We start from the raw sequence: 13,369 nt of genomic DNA on the forward strand, positions 1-13,369 counted from the left end.
CGCTCGCTTACTGAAACGCCACTTCCGCAAAGCTGCGCAATTTTCGGCTGTGCAGCCGGTCCACGCCCTGGCGGCGCAGCAATTCCACGGCGCGGATGCCGATGCGCAGATGCTGGTCGACCCGTTCGCGGTAGAAGTGGTTGGCCATGCCGGGCAGCTTGATTTCGCCGTGCAGCGGCTTGTCGCTGACGCACAGCAGGGTGCCGTAGGGGACGCGGAAACGGAAGCCGTTGGCGGCGATCGTCGCGCTTTCCATGTCCAGCGCGATGGCGCGGCTCTGGCTGAAGCGGCGCTCCGGCGTACGCTGCGGCAGCAGTTCCCAGTTGCGGTTGTCGGTGCTGGCCACGGTCCCCGTGCGCATGATGTGTTTCAGATCATGTCCCGTCAACTGGGTGATTTCCGCCACGGCCGTTTGCAGCGCCTGCTGGATTTCCGCCAGCGGCGGGATCGGCACCCACAGCGGCAAGTCTTCGTCGAGCACGTGGTCTTCGCGCACATACGCATGCGCCAGCACGTAGTCGCCCAGGCTTTGCGTGGTGCGCAAGCCGGCGCAATGACCGAGCATCAGCCAGGCATGCGGACGCAGCACGGCGATATGGTCGGTGATGGTTTTCGCGTTGGCGGGACCGACGCCGATATTGACCATGGTGATGCCGCTGCCATCCGCGCGCAGCAAATGGTAGGCGGGCATCTGCGGCAGGCGCGGCGGCGCGGCGCCCAGCGCATCCTCGCTCTCGACCGTCTGGCCGACCCGGCGCGTGACCACGTTGCCCGGTTCGACAAAGGCGACGTAGCCATCGTCGTCCGAGGGCGCGGCCGCATCGGGCGCGCGGTCCATCATGGCGTGGCCCAGGCGGATGAATTCGTCGATGTAGAACTGGTAATTGGTGAACAGCACGAAGTTCTGGAAGTGCTGCGGCGACGTGCCGCTGTAGTGGCGCAGGCGCTGCAGCGAGTAATCGACGCGCGGGCCCGTGAACAGCGACAGCGGCTGCGCTTCGCCGTGCGCCGGTTCGTGCGTGCCGTTGGCGATGCCGTCGTCCATGGCCGACAGGTCGGGCAGGTCGAACAGGTCGCGCATGGCCAGGCGGCGGCCCGCATCCATATTGCCTTCGATATGGTCATGCTCGGCGAACGAGAAATGCACGGGAATGGGCTGGGCGCTGACGCCCACTTCCAGGTGCACCTTCTGGCCGCTGTTATGGTTTTTCAGCAGCAGGGTGAATTGATCGAGGTAATAGTCGCCGAACAGGTCGGGGCGCGTCAAGGTGGTTTCAAACACGCCGGGGCCGGCGACAAAACCATAGGCCAGCGGCGAGTCGGCGCGCGCCACGGTGTCGGTCTGGATGCGCACGAAGGGGTAGCAGGCGCGCACGCGCTCGTGCATGTCTTCGCCGGCGACAAAGCGCTGCAGCGCATCGCGCAAGTGTTCGATGCTGCTGCGGTAAATGGCTTGTACTTGTTCCAGCGCCAGGCGTGGATCGTCGAAGCGGGAGGAGGCGATGAAGGGGGGCGTAAGCAAGCGGATTCTCCTTTGGCGGTTCGTGCATACCATTGTAAGGCAGCGGGGCAACTCTTGTCGGCGCATCTGGGGCCGCTTGACGGATTCAAATAGAATCTGTATTCTATTTGAATGGTCAGACTAGCTAAATTCAACGAAAACAACTTTATCGACAGCGCGATCGCCGTCGCCGCCCAGTGTGGCGTGGGTGCCGTCTCGATGGCCGCCATCGCCGTCAAGGCCGGTGCGCCCATCGGTTCCGTGTATCACCGCTTCGATTCGCGCAACGCCATCCTGGCGCGCGCCTGGCTGCGCGTGAAGAGCGACTTCCGCGAGGAAGTGGCCAGCCGCTGGCTTGGTGGCGACACCTGGGCCGGCGTGCACGGCTTGCTGGACTGGTGCCGGCGCAAGCCCGTGTATGCACGCTTCCTGCTGCAATGCGCGGACAGCCCCGATTTCAGCAGTGGCCTCAGCGAGGAATTGCTGGCCGCCGTCGAAGAAGAGCAGGCCGCGCTCGACGCCTGTTTTGTCCGCTGCGCCGAAGCCATGCCCGCCACCACGGAGCTGGACCTCGACCACATGCTGCTCAAATTCGTCCTGATCGACGCCCCCGTGGCCGTCGTCAAGCCTTACCTGACCCAGGAGCGGCCGATACCGGCCAGCGTCGACGCCATGCTGCGCGCCTCGCACGACGCCGTGCGCGGCTGGGCCGCCCACACCACATCACACTAACAAAGAAAAGAATCCCCATGCGCTATTCCACTCAGCTTGAACACGGCAAGAAAATCCCCCTGCACGACGAAGACGGTTTCATCGGCATGCGCGCGGCCGGCCGCATCGCCGCCGACACGCTCGACTACATTGCGCCTTTCGTGAAACCGGGCGTCTCGACGGCCAAGCTCGACGCCCTGTGTGAAGAATTCATGCGCGCCGCCGGCGCCATTCCGGGCACCATCGATTATCACGGTTACAAGCACGCCAGCTGTATCTCCGTCAATCACGTGGTCACGCACGGCATCCCGTCCGAGACCAAGATACTGAAAGTGGGCGATATCCTCAACATCGACGTGACGCCGAAGTTCCAGGGCTGGTTCGGCGACACCAGCCGCACCTTCAAGGTGGGCGCTGTCTCCATCCTGGCCAACCGCCTCGTCAACACGGCGTATGACGCCATGATGGCAGGCATCCACACCGTGCGTCCGGGGGCGACTTTGGGCGACGTGGGCGCCGCCATCGAAGCGGTGGCCAAGGCGCAGGGCTTTTCCTCCGTGCGCGACTTCTGCGGCCATGGCGTGGGCCAGGTCTTCCACGACACGCCGCAAGTGCTGCACTATGGCCGCGCCGGCACGGGCATCGTGCTCGAACCGGGCATGATTTTTACCATCGAGCCGATGCTCAACGTGGGCAGCTACCAGGTCAAGGTCTTGCCCGACAAATGGACGACGGTGACGAAAGACCGTTCGCTGTCGGCGCAGTTCGAGCACTCGCTGGCCGTGACGGAAACGGGCTTTGAAATCTTCACCCTGACCGGTTCGACCGAGCCGCTGGTGTAAGCATGGATGACGCGCGCCGGCAGCAGCTCATCGATATCGTCGCCGCGAAAACCGGCGTGGATGTCGCTTGCGCGGCGCGCCACCTGGCGCTGCATGACGACGACGTGGCGGCCGCCCTGCGCGGCATCGACGCCGAACGCTACACGCTGACGCAGCGCCTGCTGAACAAATACGGGCGCGATCCGGAAGACGCGCTGCAACACGTGGCGCTGGCCGTGCTGCAGCAGGAAGGCATCCGCAGCGACAGCGTGCTGCGCGCCGAACGTATCGCGGCCCTGGCGCCGGAAGTGGCATGCGTGCTCACGCTGGCCGAGTGGCTGGCTTATGTGGACTGGGAAGGCTTCGACAGCGCCCTCTACGTGAATATCGACGCGGTGGCGGCGATCATCGCCGGTGCATTGGGTCTGCCCGAGGTGGCCGCCAACCTGCTGCAAATGCGCGATGCAGCCGTGTTTGAAACGCAGCGTGCCGCGCTGGCCGCTGCGGCACTGCTGTTCATCGAGCGCCACACTACGCAGTTTCCCTGACGGCTGGCGCTTTGCCGCCGGGAGGCGCGCGTCTTACAATGTCGGCAAGCACTGTTGCCCCATTTTGAAGACTTCCGCATGAGCGATTTTCCCGAAGATATCTACACCGAGCCGTCCGCCGACGTGCATACCCTGAACAATCTGGGCCCCTTGACCGGCATGGCCGGCATCTGGACGGGCACGCGCGGCCTGGACGTCAAGCCGAAAGCGGACGGGCCGCGCAAGCAGGCGTTTGTCGAGCGCATCGAACTGCAGCCGATCGACCCCGTTACCAACGGCCCGCAACTGTTCTACGGCTTGCGCTACTACATCCACATCACCAAGCCGGATCAGGTCAAGACGTATCATGAGCAGGTCGGCTACTGGCTGTGGGAGCCGGCCACGGGCGCCGTGATCCAGACCCTGGCCATCCCGCGCGGCCAGATCGCCATGGCGTCCGGCATGACGACGGCGGACGCCACCAGTTTCGAATTGGTGGCCAAGCGCGATTCGACGGCCTACGGCATCTGCTCGAACCCCTTCCTCGAACACGCGTTCACCACCGTCGAATATCGCATCAAGGTCGATATCCACGCCGATGGCACCTGGGGCTACGACGAAGACACGGTCATGCTGATCCGCGGCAAGGACGAACCATTCCACCACACGGACCGTAACCTGCTGACAAAAGTCGCCGAGCCGACGCCGAACCCGATGGCCTTGCAGGCGCTGGCGGCGGCTGCTTAAGGTTGCCCCTGGGCGACGGCCTTGATCGCGCGTTCCTCGCCCATGGCGGCGGCGATCTTCCAGCGCTGCATGGCGCTGGCGCGGTCGGGGCGTTTTAATCCAGCACCTTCCCAGTCCATCAAGCCCAGGTTGTAGATGTCGCCCGCGCTGCCCTTGTCGGCGGCCAGGGTGAACCATTTGCGCGCTTCCTTGTGGTTGACGGGGATCTGGTAGCCGCGCACGTGGTACAGGCCCAACAAGTGCATGGCTTGCGCATTGCCCTTGTTCGCGGCCTGTTTCAGCAGGTCGAGTCCGCGCGCCATGTTGCGCGGCTCTTGCCAGCCTTCGGCCAGCATCACGCCTTTCGCTGTCAGCGCATAACTGTCGTTTTTCACGAGGCCCTTGCCGATCAGCGGCTTGGCGGCCAGCTGGCGCGCTGCGCGCTGCTGCGCCGTTGGCGCGGTGATGGGGCCGGGTTTGCCTTCGCCCATCAGCAGCATCCAGCCATACAGACCATACGCGCCCGCGTCACCCTTGCCGACCAGGCTTTCCAGCATGGCCAGTGCCTGCACCTTGTCGCCATTTTCATACAGCTTGACGGCCTTGGTGCTACTGGCATCCTGCGGCACGGTGGCTGGCGCATGCGGTGCGACGGGCGCCGATGCCATGGCCGTTTGCGGCGGTGGAGCAGCCGGGCGTACGCGCACGGGCAAGCCATAGCTGGCGGCCAGCACGGCCAGGCTGGCGGGCGCGAGGATCAGCACGTGCGCCAGCTGGTTGCGGCGGCCCTTGCCGGCGATGCCCATGGCCCGTTCCGCCTGCTGTTCGCCGCCCAGCGCTTCGCTCAGCACGTTTTTCACCTTGCGGTTGAACAGCCAGTAGCCGGCGCCCGTGACGAGCAAGCCGGCGACGGCGGCGGCACCGCGTCCGGCGAAAAACCAGGTGGCGATGGCGGCGGCCAGGGCGGCCAGCGCGCTTTTCCACCAGAATTGCTTGGCCAGCCGCGTGTAGACCTGGCGCAAGGCGCCCAGCACGCAGGTGCGCACATTTTGCGCATACTCGGCGGAGACGACGTCGACGTGCGCGTGGTCGGTTACTCCGCTGAGCACCGATTCAATCACGTCCGCATTCAGTTCCGAGGCGGCCACGTCGCGCAGCGGCGTGAGCAAACCCTGCACATGGGCCGAGAACAGGCCGTCGTCGGCGCTGCCGGCCAGCGCGTCGCTGAGCGCCTTGAGGTCGCCGCGCAGCAGTTTTTCCACGATGTCGTCCAGGGTCAGCCAGCGCAGATCCGTGCCATACGCCACCAGGTGGTGCTTTTCGGCGTTGCACGATGCGTCCAGGCGCACGATGCGCAGCTTGGCCGCATACAGGGCGTCGACTTCCTGCGGCTGGTCTTCATTGTAAATGCTCACTTTCGCCAGGGCCAGGCTGCTGGCAATGGCCGCCAGTGAGTGCACGCTCTCCTTGTCGCGGATACGGCGCGCATCGTCGGGCGCCTGCTTGGGCAGGCTGACGCTGTAGCCTGGTGTCACGTGCACGTCGACCCAGGCCGCCTTGCCCACCTTGCCGGAACCGTCGCACGGGTTGCAGCGCAAGTCGCCCACGCCGCTGCAGGTGCGGCACGTCACCTTGCCGCTGGCGCGGCAGGTGCCGCAATTGATGCTGCCGGAACCGTGGCAGGTGCTGCAACTGACCTTGCCGTAGCTGCAATGGTAGCAAGAGCGGTATTCGGTGCGGTACTGGGCGCGCGTTTCGCTGTGGTAGCTGGTGTGCGAGCTGCCGTTGCTGTAAGTGGTAGTGGGTACTTGCACCGTGACGTAGTCGGTGACTTGCTCGGAGACCGTGCCGCTGCCGCTGCAATACGAGCACGACACCTTGCCGCTGCCGTAGCAGCCATACGCGTCGCAGCTGACGGTGCGCCCGCCGTGGCAGCTCCAGCATGTTTCCGTCGTCAGACCGTGGCAGGTGTGGCAGCCGATGCGGCCTTTGCCGGTGCAGTTGCTGCAGGTATCGAGGTGCCAGTACTTGACGGCGTGCGGCAGGTAGACGCCCGCTTCGATGCCGTTGTAGGCCTGGCCTGCCTGGCGCAAGGCATTGTCGAGTTTGCCCGCCGCGCGGCGCAGTCTTTCCTTTTCCTGCGCGTGAGCGAGCGCTCCCACCTCGTGGGAGCCACAGCGGCAGTCATTGCCCGCCGGCGTGAAATAGCCATTGATGACGCGCTGCTCGAAGCGCGCCTCGAGCGCATAGTTCGCCTGCAGGGAAAAATCCTGCAGCACGTCTTCCTCGCCCAGCGGCGTGATGTCGTGCGGCTCGAAGCGCGTCTTGTCCTGTACCAGGGCGCGCAGCTTGCCCAGCACCGTGGGTATCTCTTCCTTGTCGAGCTTGAGGGGCGCAGGCGCCGTCACGGTCGTTGCTGATGCCTGGGGCATGTCCTCGCTGCCTTGGGTATCGGTGGCCGTTTCGGTGCTGGGGTTCATGCGCGTCCTTTTGCTCTCTGGAAAGATGTTTGAATTTTAGCATCCCCATATGACAAACCATGACAAAGCGGATCCGCTTTTTCAGCGCAGGCCGCGGCGGAACTGGTCTGGCGTGCCGCCGCTTTGCCGGCGAAACATGGCGATGAAGGCCGAGGCCGTGCTGTAGCCCAGTTCCAGCGCGATGGCCTGCACGGTGTCTCCCCGTTCCAGCAGGGGCAGGGCGGCCAGGAAACGCTGGCGCTGGCGCCATTCGCCGAAGGGCATGCCCAGTTCGCGCTGGCAGCGCCGGGCCAGGGTGCGCTCCGTGACATGCAGTTGCGCGGCCCACTCCGCCAGTGAGCGGTTACTGCCCGGCTCCGCCTGCAGGGCGGCCAGCAGCGCCGCGATGACGGGCTCGTCGCTGCCCGGCAGGTAGTTGCGGCTGCACGGCGCCAGCTGCAACTGGTCCACCAGCACCTGCGCCAGGCGCTGGTCGGCTTCGGTGGCGGGCGTGGTGACGTTTCTTTCTGCAAAATCGCCGAGTATGGCTTTCAGCAAGGGACTCAATACGAGCGCGCACGGCTGCGCCGGCAGTTGTGCGCACAGGCTGGCGTCGATGTAGGCCGAGTGAAACACGACATCCTGGCGGATATAGCCATCGTGCAAGGTCTCGGGCGGTATCCACACGGCGTACTGGGGCGGCGACAGATAGCGCTGGCCCGCCACCATGATTTCCATCACGCCCGTGGAGCAATACGTGAGCTGGCCCCACGGATGGCTCTGGTAATCGAATTGTTGGTGCGCGTGGTAATCGTCGAGGCGAAAGTACACGGGATAGGGCAGGGCGTCGGAAACGGCGGGAAAATGCTGGTTGCTGGCCATGGTGTCTTTGTCCTGTTCTTCGCATCGATTGTCCGATATGGATTATATCCATGGAATCGGACCATGCGAAAATGGCGGTCTTGAATAATGGAGTACGCCGCATGCAAGTGAAACACTATCTGTTACCCGTGATCGCCGTGCTGATCTGGGCCATCAATACCATCGTCAGCAAGATGGCTGTCGGCGTGATCGATCCGGCCGCCATCTCGTTCTACCGCTGGCTGCTGGCCGGCGTGCTGCTGGCGCTCGTGTTCGGCCGCGCCGTGTGGAAGCAGCGGGCCGTGGTGCAACCGTATCTGGGGAAATTGTTTGTGCTGGGCATGTTGGGCATGGTCATGTACCAGTGCCTCGCCTACATCGCCGCGCAAACGACGACGGCTACCAATATGGGCATCCTGGCGTCCATGATGCCGCTGCTGGCCGTGGGCCTGTCCGTATTGTTGTTGAAAGAAGCGCCAACCGTGGGCGGCGTGTTTGGCGGCCTCGTGTCGCTGCTGGGACTTGGCTACTTACTCAGCCATGGCGACCCGGCAGCCCTGCTGGCCCATGGCGCGGCCATCGGTGACGCCCTGATGCTGCTGGCCTGCCTGTCGTATGCGGGCTATGGCGTGCTGCTCAAGCGCTGGAAGATTCCCCTGAATAACTGGCACTCGCTGCTGATCCAGGTCTGGTGCGCCGTGCCCGTGCTGTTCGTGTATTACCTGAGCCAGTCCGCGCCGCCCGTCACCAGCGCCGGCCTGCCGCTGGTACTGTTTGCCGGCATTCCCGCGTCCATCATCGCGCCGTTCCTGTGGATGCACGGCCTGGCCAAGCTGGGGCCGAGCCGCGCGACGACCTTGATGAATCTGCTGCCCGTGTTCACGGTGATCATCGCCATGCTGTTCTTGGGGGAAACCTTGCACAGCTATGACGTGATCGGTGGCGGCGTGACCCTGCTGGGCGTGGTGATGGTGCAATATCTGAAACGTCCGCTGCGCCGCGCCAGCGCCTAGTGCTATGCTGGTGTTTTGAACAAGGAGCCATCATGCCGGACATTGATACCCTGTTGAGCGAATTGGAAGCATTTGGCAGCAGCAACGATGCGGCGCATGCGGAGCGGGCCAGCCGCATGCTCAACATCACGCGCGACACGGGCGAGCTGCTGGCCGTGATGGTGCACGTGCGCGGTGCGCGGCGGGTGCTGGAAATCGGCACCTCGAACGGCTATTCCACCCTGTGGCTGGCGCGCGCCGTGCAGGCGCTGGGCGGCAAGGTGGTGACGGTGGAAAAGGCGCAGGACAAGTTCGACATGGCGCATGCCAACTTTGTGCGCGCGCAATTGCAGGGCGTAATCGGCCAGCTGCTGGCGGACGCGGGCGACGTGCTGCGCGATGCGGCGGACGGCGCCTACGATTTCATCTTCCTCGATTCCGCGCGCCAGCAATACGCGCAATGGTGGCCGCAGCTGGACCGCGTGCTGGCGGCCGGCGGCGTGCTGGTGGTCGACAACGCCAGTTCGCACTACGCGGACATGGCCGGTTTTATCGAGGCCATCCGCGCCGACAGCCGCTACACGACGTGCCTGGCCACCGTCGGCAAGGGCGAATTCATCGCCGTCAAGGCAGGCAACTAGTTATTCAGCAACGATAGCCGCTTCCAGCACGCGCACCAGCGATTCGACGCCTTGCGCGTCGACTTCGTCGAAGCGGCCGATCAGGGGGCTGTCGAGGTCGAATACGCCGATGATCTGGTCGTGCGCAAACACGGGCACCACCAGTTCCGAGCGGGAATTGACGTCGCAGGCGATGTGGCCAGGAAACGCGTGCACATCGTGCACGACGATGGACTTGCCTTCGACCACCGTGGTGCCGCACACGCCGCGGCCCTTCTTGATGCGGATACAGGCCGGTTTGCCTTGGAACGGCCCCAGCACCAGTTCCTCGCCTTTCAGGAAATAAAAGCCGGCCCAGTTGAGGCCCGGCATCGTATTGAAGACCAGCGAACTGAAGTTGGCCGTATTGGCGATGAAATCGGTCTCGCCTGACAGCAAGCCTTGCAGCTGCGAGCGCAAGTCCGCATACATGGCTTGCTTGGCTTCTGGGGTATCGGTGCCGTAGGCGGCGTCGCTGATGGTAAACGTCATGGTCGTGGTGGCGCGCAAAATGGGGAAGGCGTTATGGTAGCGCGTCTGGCCTGTCCGCGTGCGGCGTTCACTTTTGCAGATGTTCCACCGCCAGCTGGCGCAGCAGGGGCAGGGCTGCATGGCCGTGCTCTTCCCGCCAGGCAAGGCCGATGCCGGCCGCCAATTCCTTTCCCTCCACCAATGGCCGGTAGGCCACGCCAGCCAGGCGCAGCGCGCGGAAGGAGTCGGCCAGCAGGGCCATGCCCTTGCCGGCCGCCACATCGCCGAGCAGCACATGATGGTCGGGCGCTTCGCGCAGGAGGACGGGGGCGAAGCCATGCCGGCGAAATACTTGCTGGCAATGGTCGAAAAAGGCAGGCTGGCGCGCCCGTTCGAACCAGTAGACGGATTCCTGGGCGATATCGGCCAAGCTGAGCTTGCGCTTTTTCGCCAGCCGGTGCCCGGCGGGCAGGGCCAGCATCATGGGCTGGCGCGCCAGCGGCTGCACGGCCAGTTCGAACGTGGCGCTGGGTAGCGCGAGCAGGGCCGCATCGAGCTGGCCCTTGCGCACGGCCGCGACCAGGCGCGGCGAGGGAGCGGACGTCAGTTCCAGGCGCACATCGTGTAGCTGCTCTTCCAGCGCCGCCAGCAGCGGGCGGAACAGGCCGGCCGCCACGGAACTTGTCAAGCCCAGGCGCAGGCGCGCGGGCGCGCTGTCTTGCCGCAGCGACGCTTGCGCCATCTCCAGCAAATCGAGGATGTGCAAGGCCTGTGGCAGCAGGGTGCGTCCCGCTTGCGTCAAGGCCACGCCCTGCGTGTCGCGCTCGAAAAGGCGCGCGCCCAGCCGCTCTTCCAGCACCTTGATGGCGCGCGACAGGGGCGGCTGGGTCATGTGCAACTGCTCCGCCGCCTGGCGGAAATTCAGGCAGCGGGCGACGGCGCAAAACAGTGTCAGGGCATGGGTATCGAGGACTCTCATACCAGAAAGGTATCACGAAATCGCGCATTCCCCCGCCAGCCGGCGCGGCCTAGACTGGCCGCATTGACATCAACGATTGAGGGAGATCAACATGCAACAACGACGGATCGGCAATAGCGGCTTGACCAGCTCGGCACTGGGCCTGGGCTGCATGGGCATGTCGGAATTTTATGGCGCTACGGACGAGGCGCAATCCTTGGTCACCCTGGAAGCGGCCCTGGCGGCGGGCGTGACCCTGTTCGACACGGCCGACGCCTACGGTTTTGGCCACAACGAGCAATTGCTGGGACGTTTTTTGAGCAGCCATCGCGGTCAGGCCCTGGTCGCCACCAAGTGCGGTCTGGCGCGCGCGGCGGGCAGCTATGCGCGCCGCGTCGACAATTCCCCCGCCACCATCCGCCAGGCGTGCGAAGCGTCGCTGACGCGCCTGGGCGTGGAGAGCATCGACCTGTTCTATCTGCACCGCCTGAACCTGGAGACGCCACTGGAAGAATCGATGGGCGCGCTGGCGCAACTGCGGCAAGAGGGCAAGATCCGCGCCGTCGGCCTGTGCGAAGTGAGCGCCGCCACCTTGCGGCGCGCGGCGGCGATCTGCCCGGTGGCGGCCGTGCAGAGTGAATACTCGCTGTGGACGCGCGAGCCGGAGCAGGGCGTGCTGGCCGCCTGCCGCGACGTGGGCGCCAGTTTCTTTGCCTACAGCCCGTTGGGCCGGGGATTTTTGACGGGCGCCATTGCCGATGCGGCCAGTCTCGACGCGGGCGACTTTCGCCAGTTCAATCCCCGCTTCGCTACCGATAACCTGGCGCGCAACCAGGCCATCGTCGCGCAGGTCAGGGATATTGCGCGCGCAAAAGGCTGCACGCCGGCCCAGCTGGCGCTGGCCTGGCTGCTGGCGCAAGGCGACGACGTCATTCCCATCCCCGGCACCAAGCGCATTGCGTATCTGCACGACAACCTCGGCGCGCTGACCGTGCGGCTGGACGGTGCCGAACTGGCGGCGATGAACGCGGCCTTTCCCTTGGGCATGGCGGCGGGCGCGCGTTATACGGAGGAGGGCATGAAGGGCGTGGATGCCTGAAAAAAGACGCGTGAGTGTACGCCAGCGTACCTAACTGAAGCTTTTCCTGCGGGATAATCGGCGACGATCTGCTAGCATTTGGCAGTGACTACGCGGTGCGTATTGCACCGCGTTCAATGGTCAGGTATCCGATGAGGTGGATGTTGTTAGAGGACGATATTTTCGATATAGAACTGAAATTGTTGCTTGAGGGAATCTTGTTGAGATATCAGCACGATTTCCGCGATTATTCGGTGGCGTCGCTGCGCCGGCGCATGCGCCAGGCCATGGAGCGCTTCGGCTGCGCCAGCCTGTCGCAATTGCAGGACCGCATCTTGCACGAGCCAGCCATGTTCGCGCAGATGTTGCAGTTTTTCACGGTGCAAGTGAGCGAGATGTTCCGCGATCCCGCCTATTTCCGCGCCTTGCGCGAAAAAGTCTTGCCCATCCTGCATACCTATCCTTCCATCAAGATCTGGGTGGCGGGCTGCAGCAGCGGCGAAGAGGTGTGGTCGCTGGCCATCTTGCTGGAAGAGGAAGGCTTGCTTGAACGCAGCATGATTTACGCGACGGACATCAACGTGGAAGCGCTGGCCGCCGCCGAAGCGGGCATCTATCCAGTCGAGCGCATCGCCCAGTTCAGCGAGAATTACCAGTTGGCGGGCGGCAAGCGTTCGCTGTCCGACTATTACACGGCCGCCTACAAGGGCGCCATCTTTGAGCGGCGCTTGCGGCGCCAGTTCGTCTTCGCCGACCACAGCCTGGCGACGGACAGCGTGTTTTCGGAGGTGCATATGGTTTCCTGCCGTAACGTCATGATTTACTTCAATAAAGACTTGCAAGACCGCAGCCTGGGCCTGTTCCACGAAGCGCTGGTGAACCGGGGCTTCCTGGGCCTGGGCATGAAGGAAAGCCTGCATTTCAGCCGCCATGCGGCCAGCTTCAACGAGCTGAGCCCGGCTGAACGTATCTTCCAGCGTGCCTGACATGCTGCCGACCTGCGACGTGGCGCCGCCGCCTGCCGGCCTGCGCCTGATCGCCATCGGCGCCTCGGCTGGCGGCGTGGAAGCGCTGGGCATCGTGCTGCGCGCCTTGCCCGCCACCTGCCGCGCCGCCGTGGTGGTGGTGCTGCACCTGGCGCCGGGCCGCTCAAGCCAGTTGCCGCATCTGTATGCGGCACGCTGCGCGCTGCCCTTGCGCGAAGCGCAGGACAAGGAGCCCTTGCAGGGTGGCACCGTGTATTTCGCGCCACCTGATTACCACCTGCAAGTCGAACCCGATGGCTGTTTTTCCCTGTCGCAGGAAGCACCCGTGTATTTTTCGCGCCCGTCCATCGATGTCTTGCTGGAAACAGCAGCGTACGCCTACCGGCGCGCCATGCTGGCCATTATCCTGACAGGTGCCTCGGCCGATGGCGCGGCGGGCCTGGCGCGCGTGCGGCAGCTGGGAGGCGGTGCCTGGGTGCAAGATCCGCAGCGGGCCAGTTGTGGCATCATGCCGGCCGCCGCGCTCAAGCGGGCCGGCGCCGACCGCGTGCTCGATTTGCCGCAGATGGCTGCCAGCCTGGCATTTCTCGGCGATGACGAACGCAAGTGAATGGGAATA

General features: G+C 64.5%; 14 protein-coding genes. 9 read left to right on the forward strand and 5 right to left on the reverse strand.

What is annotated here, in order from left to right; translation table 11 throughout:
* Window positions 1-7: 7 nt before the first annotated feature.
* Window positions 8-1,522 carry an AMP nucleosidase gene (locus CSQ93_RS17375; RefSeq protein ID WP_070221052.1) on the reverse strand — a complete coding sequence of 505 codons (1,515 nt, stop codon included), beginning with the start codon at window positions 1,520-1,522 and terminating at the stop codon, window positions 8-10.
* Window positions 1,523-1,633: 111 nt separating this feature from the next.
* On the opposite strand from CSQ93_RS17375, the gene CSQ93_RS17380 reads away from it, so the two are divergent.
* The 4 genes from CSQ93_RS17380 to CSQ93_RS17395 all read left to right on the forward strand — a co-directional run bounded on the left by CSQ93_RS17380 (window position 1,634) and on the right by CSQ93_RS17395 (window position 4,307).
* Entirely contained in the window at window positions 1,634-2,233 is a 600-nt protein-coding gene (locus tag CSQ93_RS17380; RefSeq protein ID WP_099379113.1) for a TetR/AcrR family transcriptional regulator, read from the forward strand.
* Between the two features lie 17 nt (window positions 2,234-2,250).
* On the forward strand, window positions 2,251-3,054 hold the full coding sequence (map, locus tag CSQ93_RS17385; protein ID WP_099379114.1) for a type I methionyl aminopeptidase: 804 nt from the start codon (window positions 2,251-2,253) through the stop codon (window positions 3,052-3,054).
* Between the two features lie 2 nt (window positions 3,055-3,056).
* A complete protein-coding gene (locus CSQ93_RS17390; protein WP_099379115.1) occupies window positions 3,057-3,581 on the forward strand; it encodes a hypothetical protein in 525 nt (174 codons plus the stop codon).
* Between the two features lie 78 nt (window positions 3,582-3,659).
* Window positions 3,660-4,307, forward strand: coding sequence for an FABP family protein (locus tag CSQ93_RS17395; RefSeq protein ID WP_099379116.1), 648 nt, complete (start codon window positions 3,660-3,662; stop codon window positions 4,305-4,307).
* Here CSQ93_RS17395 and CSQ93_RS17400 read toward each other — a convergent pair.
* Both CSQ93_RS17400 and CSQ93_RS17405 read right to left on the reverse strand, forming a co-directional pair.
* Complete coding sequence (locus tag CSQ93_RS17400; RefSeq protein ID WP_099379117.1) at window positions 4,304-6,766, reverse strand: tetratricopeptide repeat protein; 2,463 nt, start codon at window positions 6,764-6,766, stop codon at window positions 4,304-4,306. The two genes, CSQ93_RS17395 and CSQ93_RS17400, sit on opposite strands and share 4 nt — an antisense overlap.
* Before the next feature lie 81 nt (window positions 6,767-6,847).
* Window positions 6,848-7,627 (reverse strand): AraC family transcriptional regulator, encoded by a 780-nt coding sequence (locus CSQ93_RS17405; protein WP_099379118.1) that lies wholly within the window; start codon window positions 7,625-7,627, stop codon window positions 6,848-6,850.
* Window positions 7,628-7,728: 101 nt separating this feature from the next.
* Here CSQ93_RS17405 and CSQ93_RS17410 point away from each other — a divergent pair, with 101 nt between their 5' ends.
* Both CSQ93_RS17410 and CSQ93_RS17415 read left to right on the forward strand, forming a co-directional pair.
* Entirely contained in the window at window positions 7,729-8,619 is an 891-nt protein-coding gene (locus CSQ93_RS17410) for a DMT family transporter (protein ID WP_099379172.1), read from the forward strand.
* 32 nt (window positions 8,620-8,651) lie between these two features.
* The gene (locus tag CSQ93_RS17415) at window positions 8,652-9,239 is read left to right on the forward strand and encodes an O-methyltransferase (RefSeq protein ID WP_099379119.1); all 588 of its coding nucleotides are present in this window, start codon (window positions 8,652-8,654) and stop codon (window positions 9,237-9,239) included.
* Here the strand turns inward: CSQ93_RS17415 and CSQ93_RS17420 are convergent, their stop codons facing one another.
* Window positions 9,240-9,749: a GAF domain-containing protein gene (locus CSQ93_RS17420; RefSeq protein ID WP_099379173.1), complete on the reverse strand. Its 510-nt coding sequence runs from the start codon at window positions 9,747-9,749 to the stop codon at window positions 9,240-9,242.
* 67 nt (window positions 9,750-9,816) lie between these two features.
* A complete protein-coding gene (locus tag CSQ93_RS17425) occupies window positions 9,817-10,707 on the reverse strand; it encodes a LysR family transcriptional regulator (protein ID WP_233516226.1) in 891 nt (296 codons plus the stop codon).
* Between the two features lie 91 nt (window positions 10,708-10,798).
* On the opposite strand from CSQ93_RS17425, the gene CSQ93_RS17430 reads away from it, so the two are divergent.
* The 3 genes from CSQ93_RS17430 (at window position 10,799) to CSQ93_RS17440 (ending at window position 13,360) form a co-directional block, all read left to right on the forward strand.
* Window positions 10,799-11,785: an aldo/keto reductase gene (locus CSQ93_RS17430; protein WP_099379120.1), complete on the forward strand. Its 987-nt coding sequence runs from the start codon at window positions 10,799-10,801 to the stop codon at window positions 11,783-11,785.
* 131 nt (window positions 11,786-11,916) lie between these two features.
* Window positions 11,917-12,750 (forward strand): CheR family methyltransferase, encoded by an 834-nt coding sequence (locus CSQ93_RS17435; protein ID WP_199534443.1) that lies wholly within the window; start codon window positions 11,917-11,919, stop codon window positions 12,748-12,750.
* Between the two features lies 1 nt (window position 12,751).
* Window positions 12,752-13,360, forward strand: coding sequence for a chemotaxis protein CheB (locus CSQ93_RS17440; RefSeq protein WP_099379121.1), 609 nt, complete (start codon window positions 12,752-12,754; stop codon window positions 13,358-13,360).
* Window positions 13,361-13,369 lie beyond the last annotated feature (9 nt).

Source organism: Janthinobacterium sp. BJB426, assembly GCF_002735705.1.
In the GTDB taxonomy this organism is placed as follows: domain Bacteria; phylum Pseudomonadota; class Gammaproteobacteria; order Burkholderiales; family Burkholderiaceae_D; genus Janthinobacterium.

Bases quoted from the DNA above. Each gene is read 5' to 3' on its own strand.
- CSQ93_RS17380 (WP_099379113.1), top strand. From the start codon at position 1,634: ATGGTCAGACTAGCTAAATTCAACGAAAACAACTTTATCGACAGCGCG.
- map (WP_099379114.1), top strand. From the start codon at position 2,251: ATGCGCTATTCCACTCAGCTTGAACACGGCAAGAAAATCCCCCTGCAC.
- CSQ93_RS17390 (WP_099379115.1), top strand. From the start codon at position 3,057: ATGGATGACGCGCGCCGGCAGCAGCTCATCGATATCGTCGCCGCGAAA.
- CSQ93_RS17395 (WP_099379116.1), top strand. From the start codon at position 3,660: ATGAGCGATTTTCCCGAAGATATCTACACCGAGCCGTCCGCCGACGTG.
- CSQ93_RS17400 (WP_099379117.1), bottom strand. From the start codon at position 6,766: ATGAACCCCAGCACCGAAACGGCCACCGATACCCAAGGCAGCGAGGAC.
- CSQ93_RS17405 (WP_099379118.1), bottom strand. From the start codon at position 7,627: ATGGCCAGCAACCAGCATTTTCCCGCCGTTTCCGACGCCCTGCCCTAT.
- CSQ93_RS17410 (WP_099379172.1), top strand. From the start codon at position 7,729: ATGCAAGTGAAACACTATCTGTTACCCGTGATCGCCGTGCTGATCTGG.
- CSQ93_RS17415 (WP_099379119.1), top strand. From the start codon at position 8,652: ATGCCGGACATTGATACCCTGTTGAGCGAATTGGAAGCATTTGGCAGC.
- CSQ93_RS17420 (WP_099379173.1), bottom strand. From the start codon at position 9,749: ATGACGTTTACCATCAGCGACGCCGCCTACGGCACCGATACCCCAGAA.
- CSQ93_RS17425 (WP_233516226.1), bottom strand. From the start codon at position 10,707: ATGAGAGTCCTCGATACCCATGCCCTGACACTGTTTTGCGCCGTCGCC.
- CSQ93_RS17430 (WP_099379120.1), top strand. From the start codon at position 10,799: ATGCAACAACGACGGATCGGCAATAGCGGCTTGACCAGCTCGGCACTG.
- CSQ93_RS17435 (WP_199534443.1), top strand. From the start codon at position 11,917: ATGAGGTGGATGTTGTTAGAGGACGATATTTTCGATATAGAACTGAAA.
- CSQ93_RS17440 (WP_099379121.1), top strand. From the start codon at position 12,752: ATGCTGCCGACCTGCGACGTGGCGCCGCCGCCTGCCGGCCTGCGCCTG.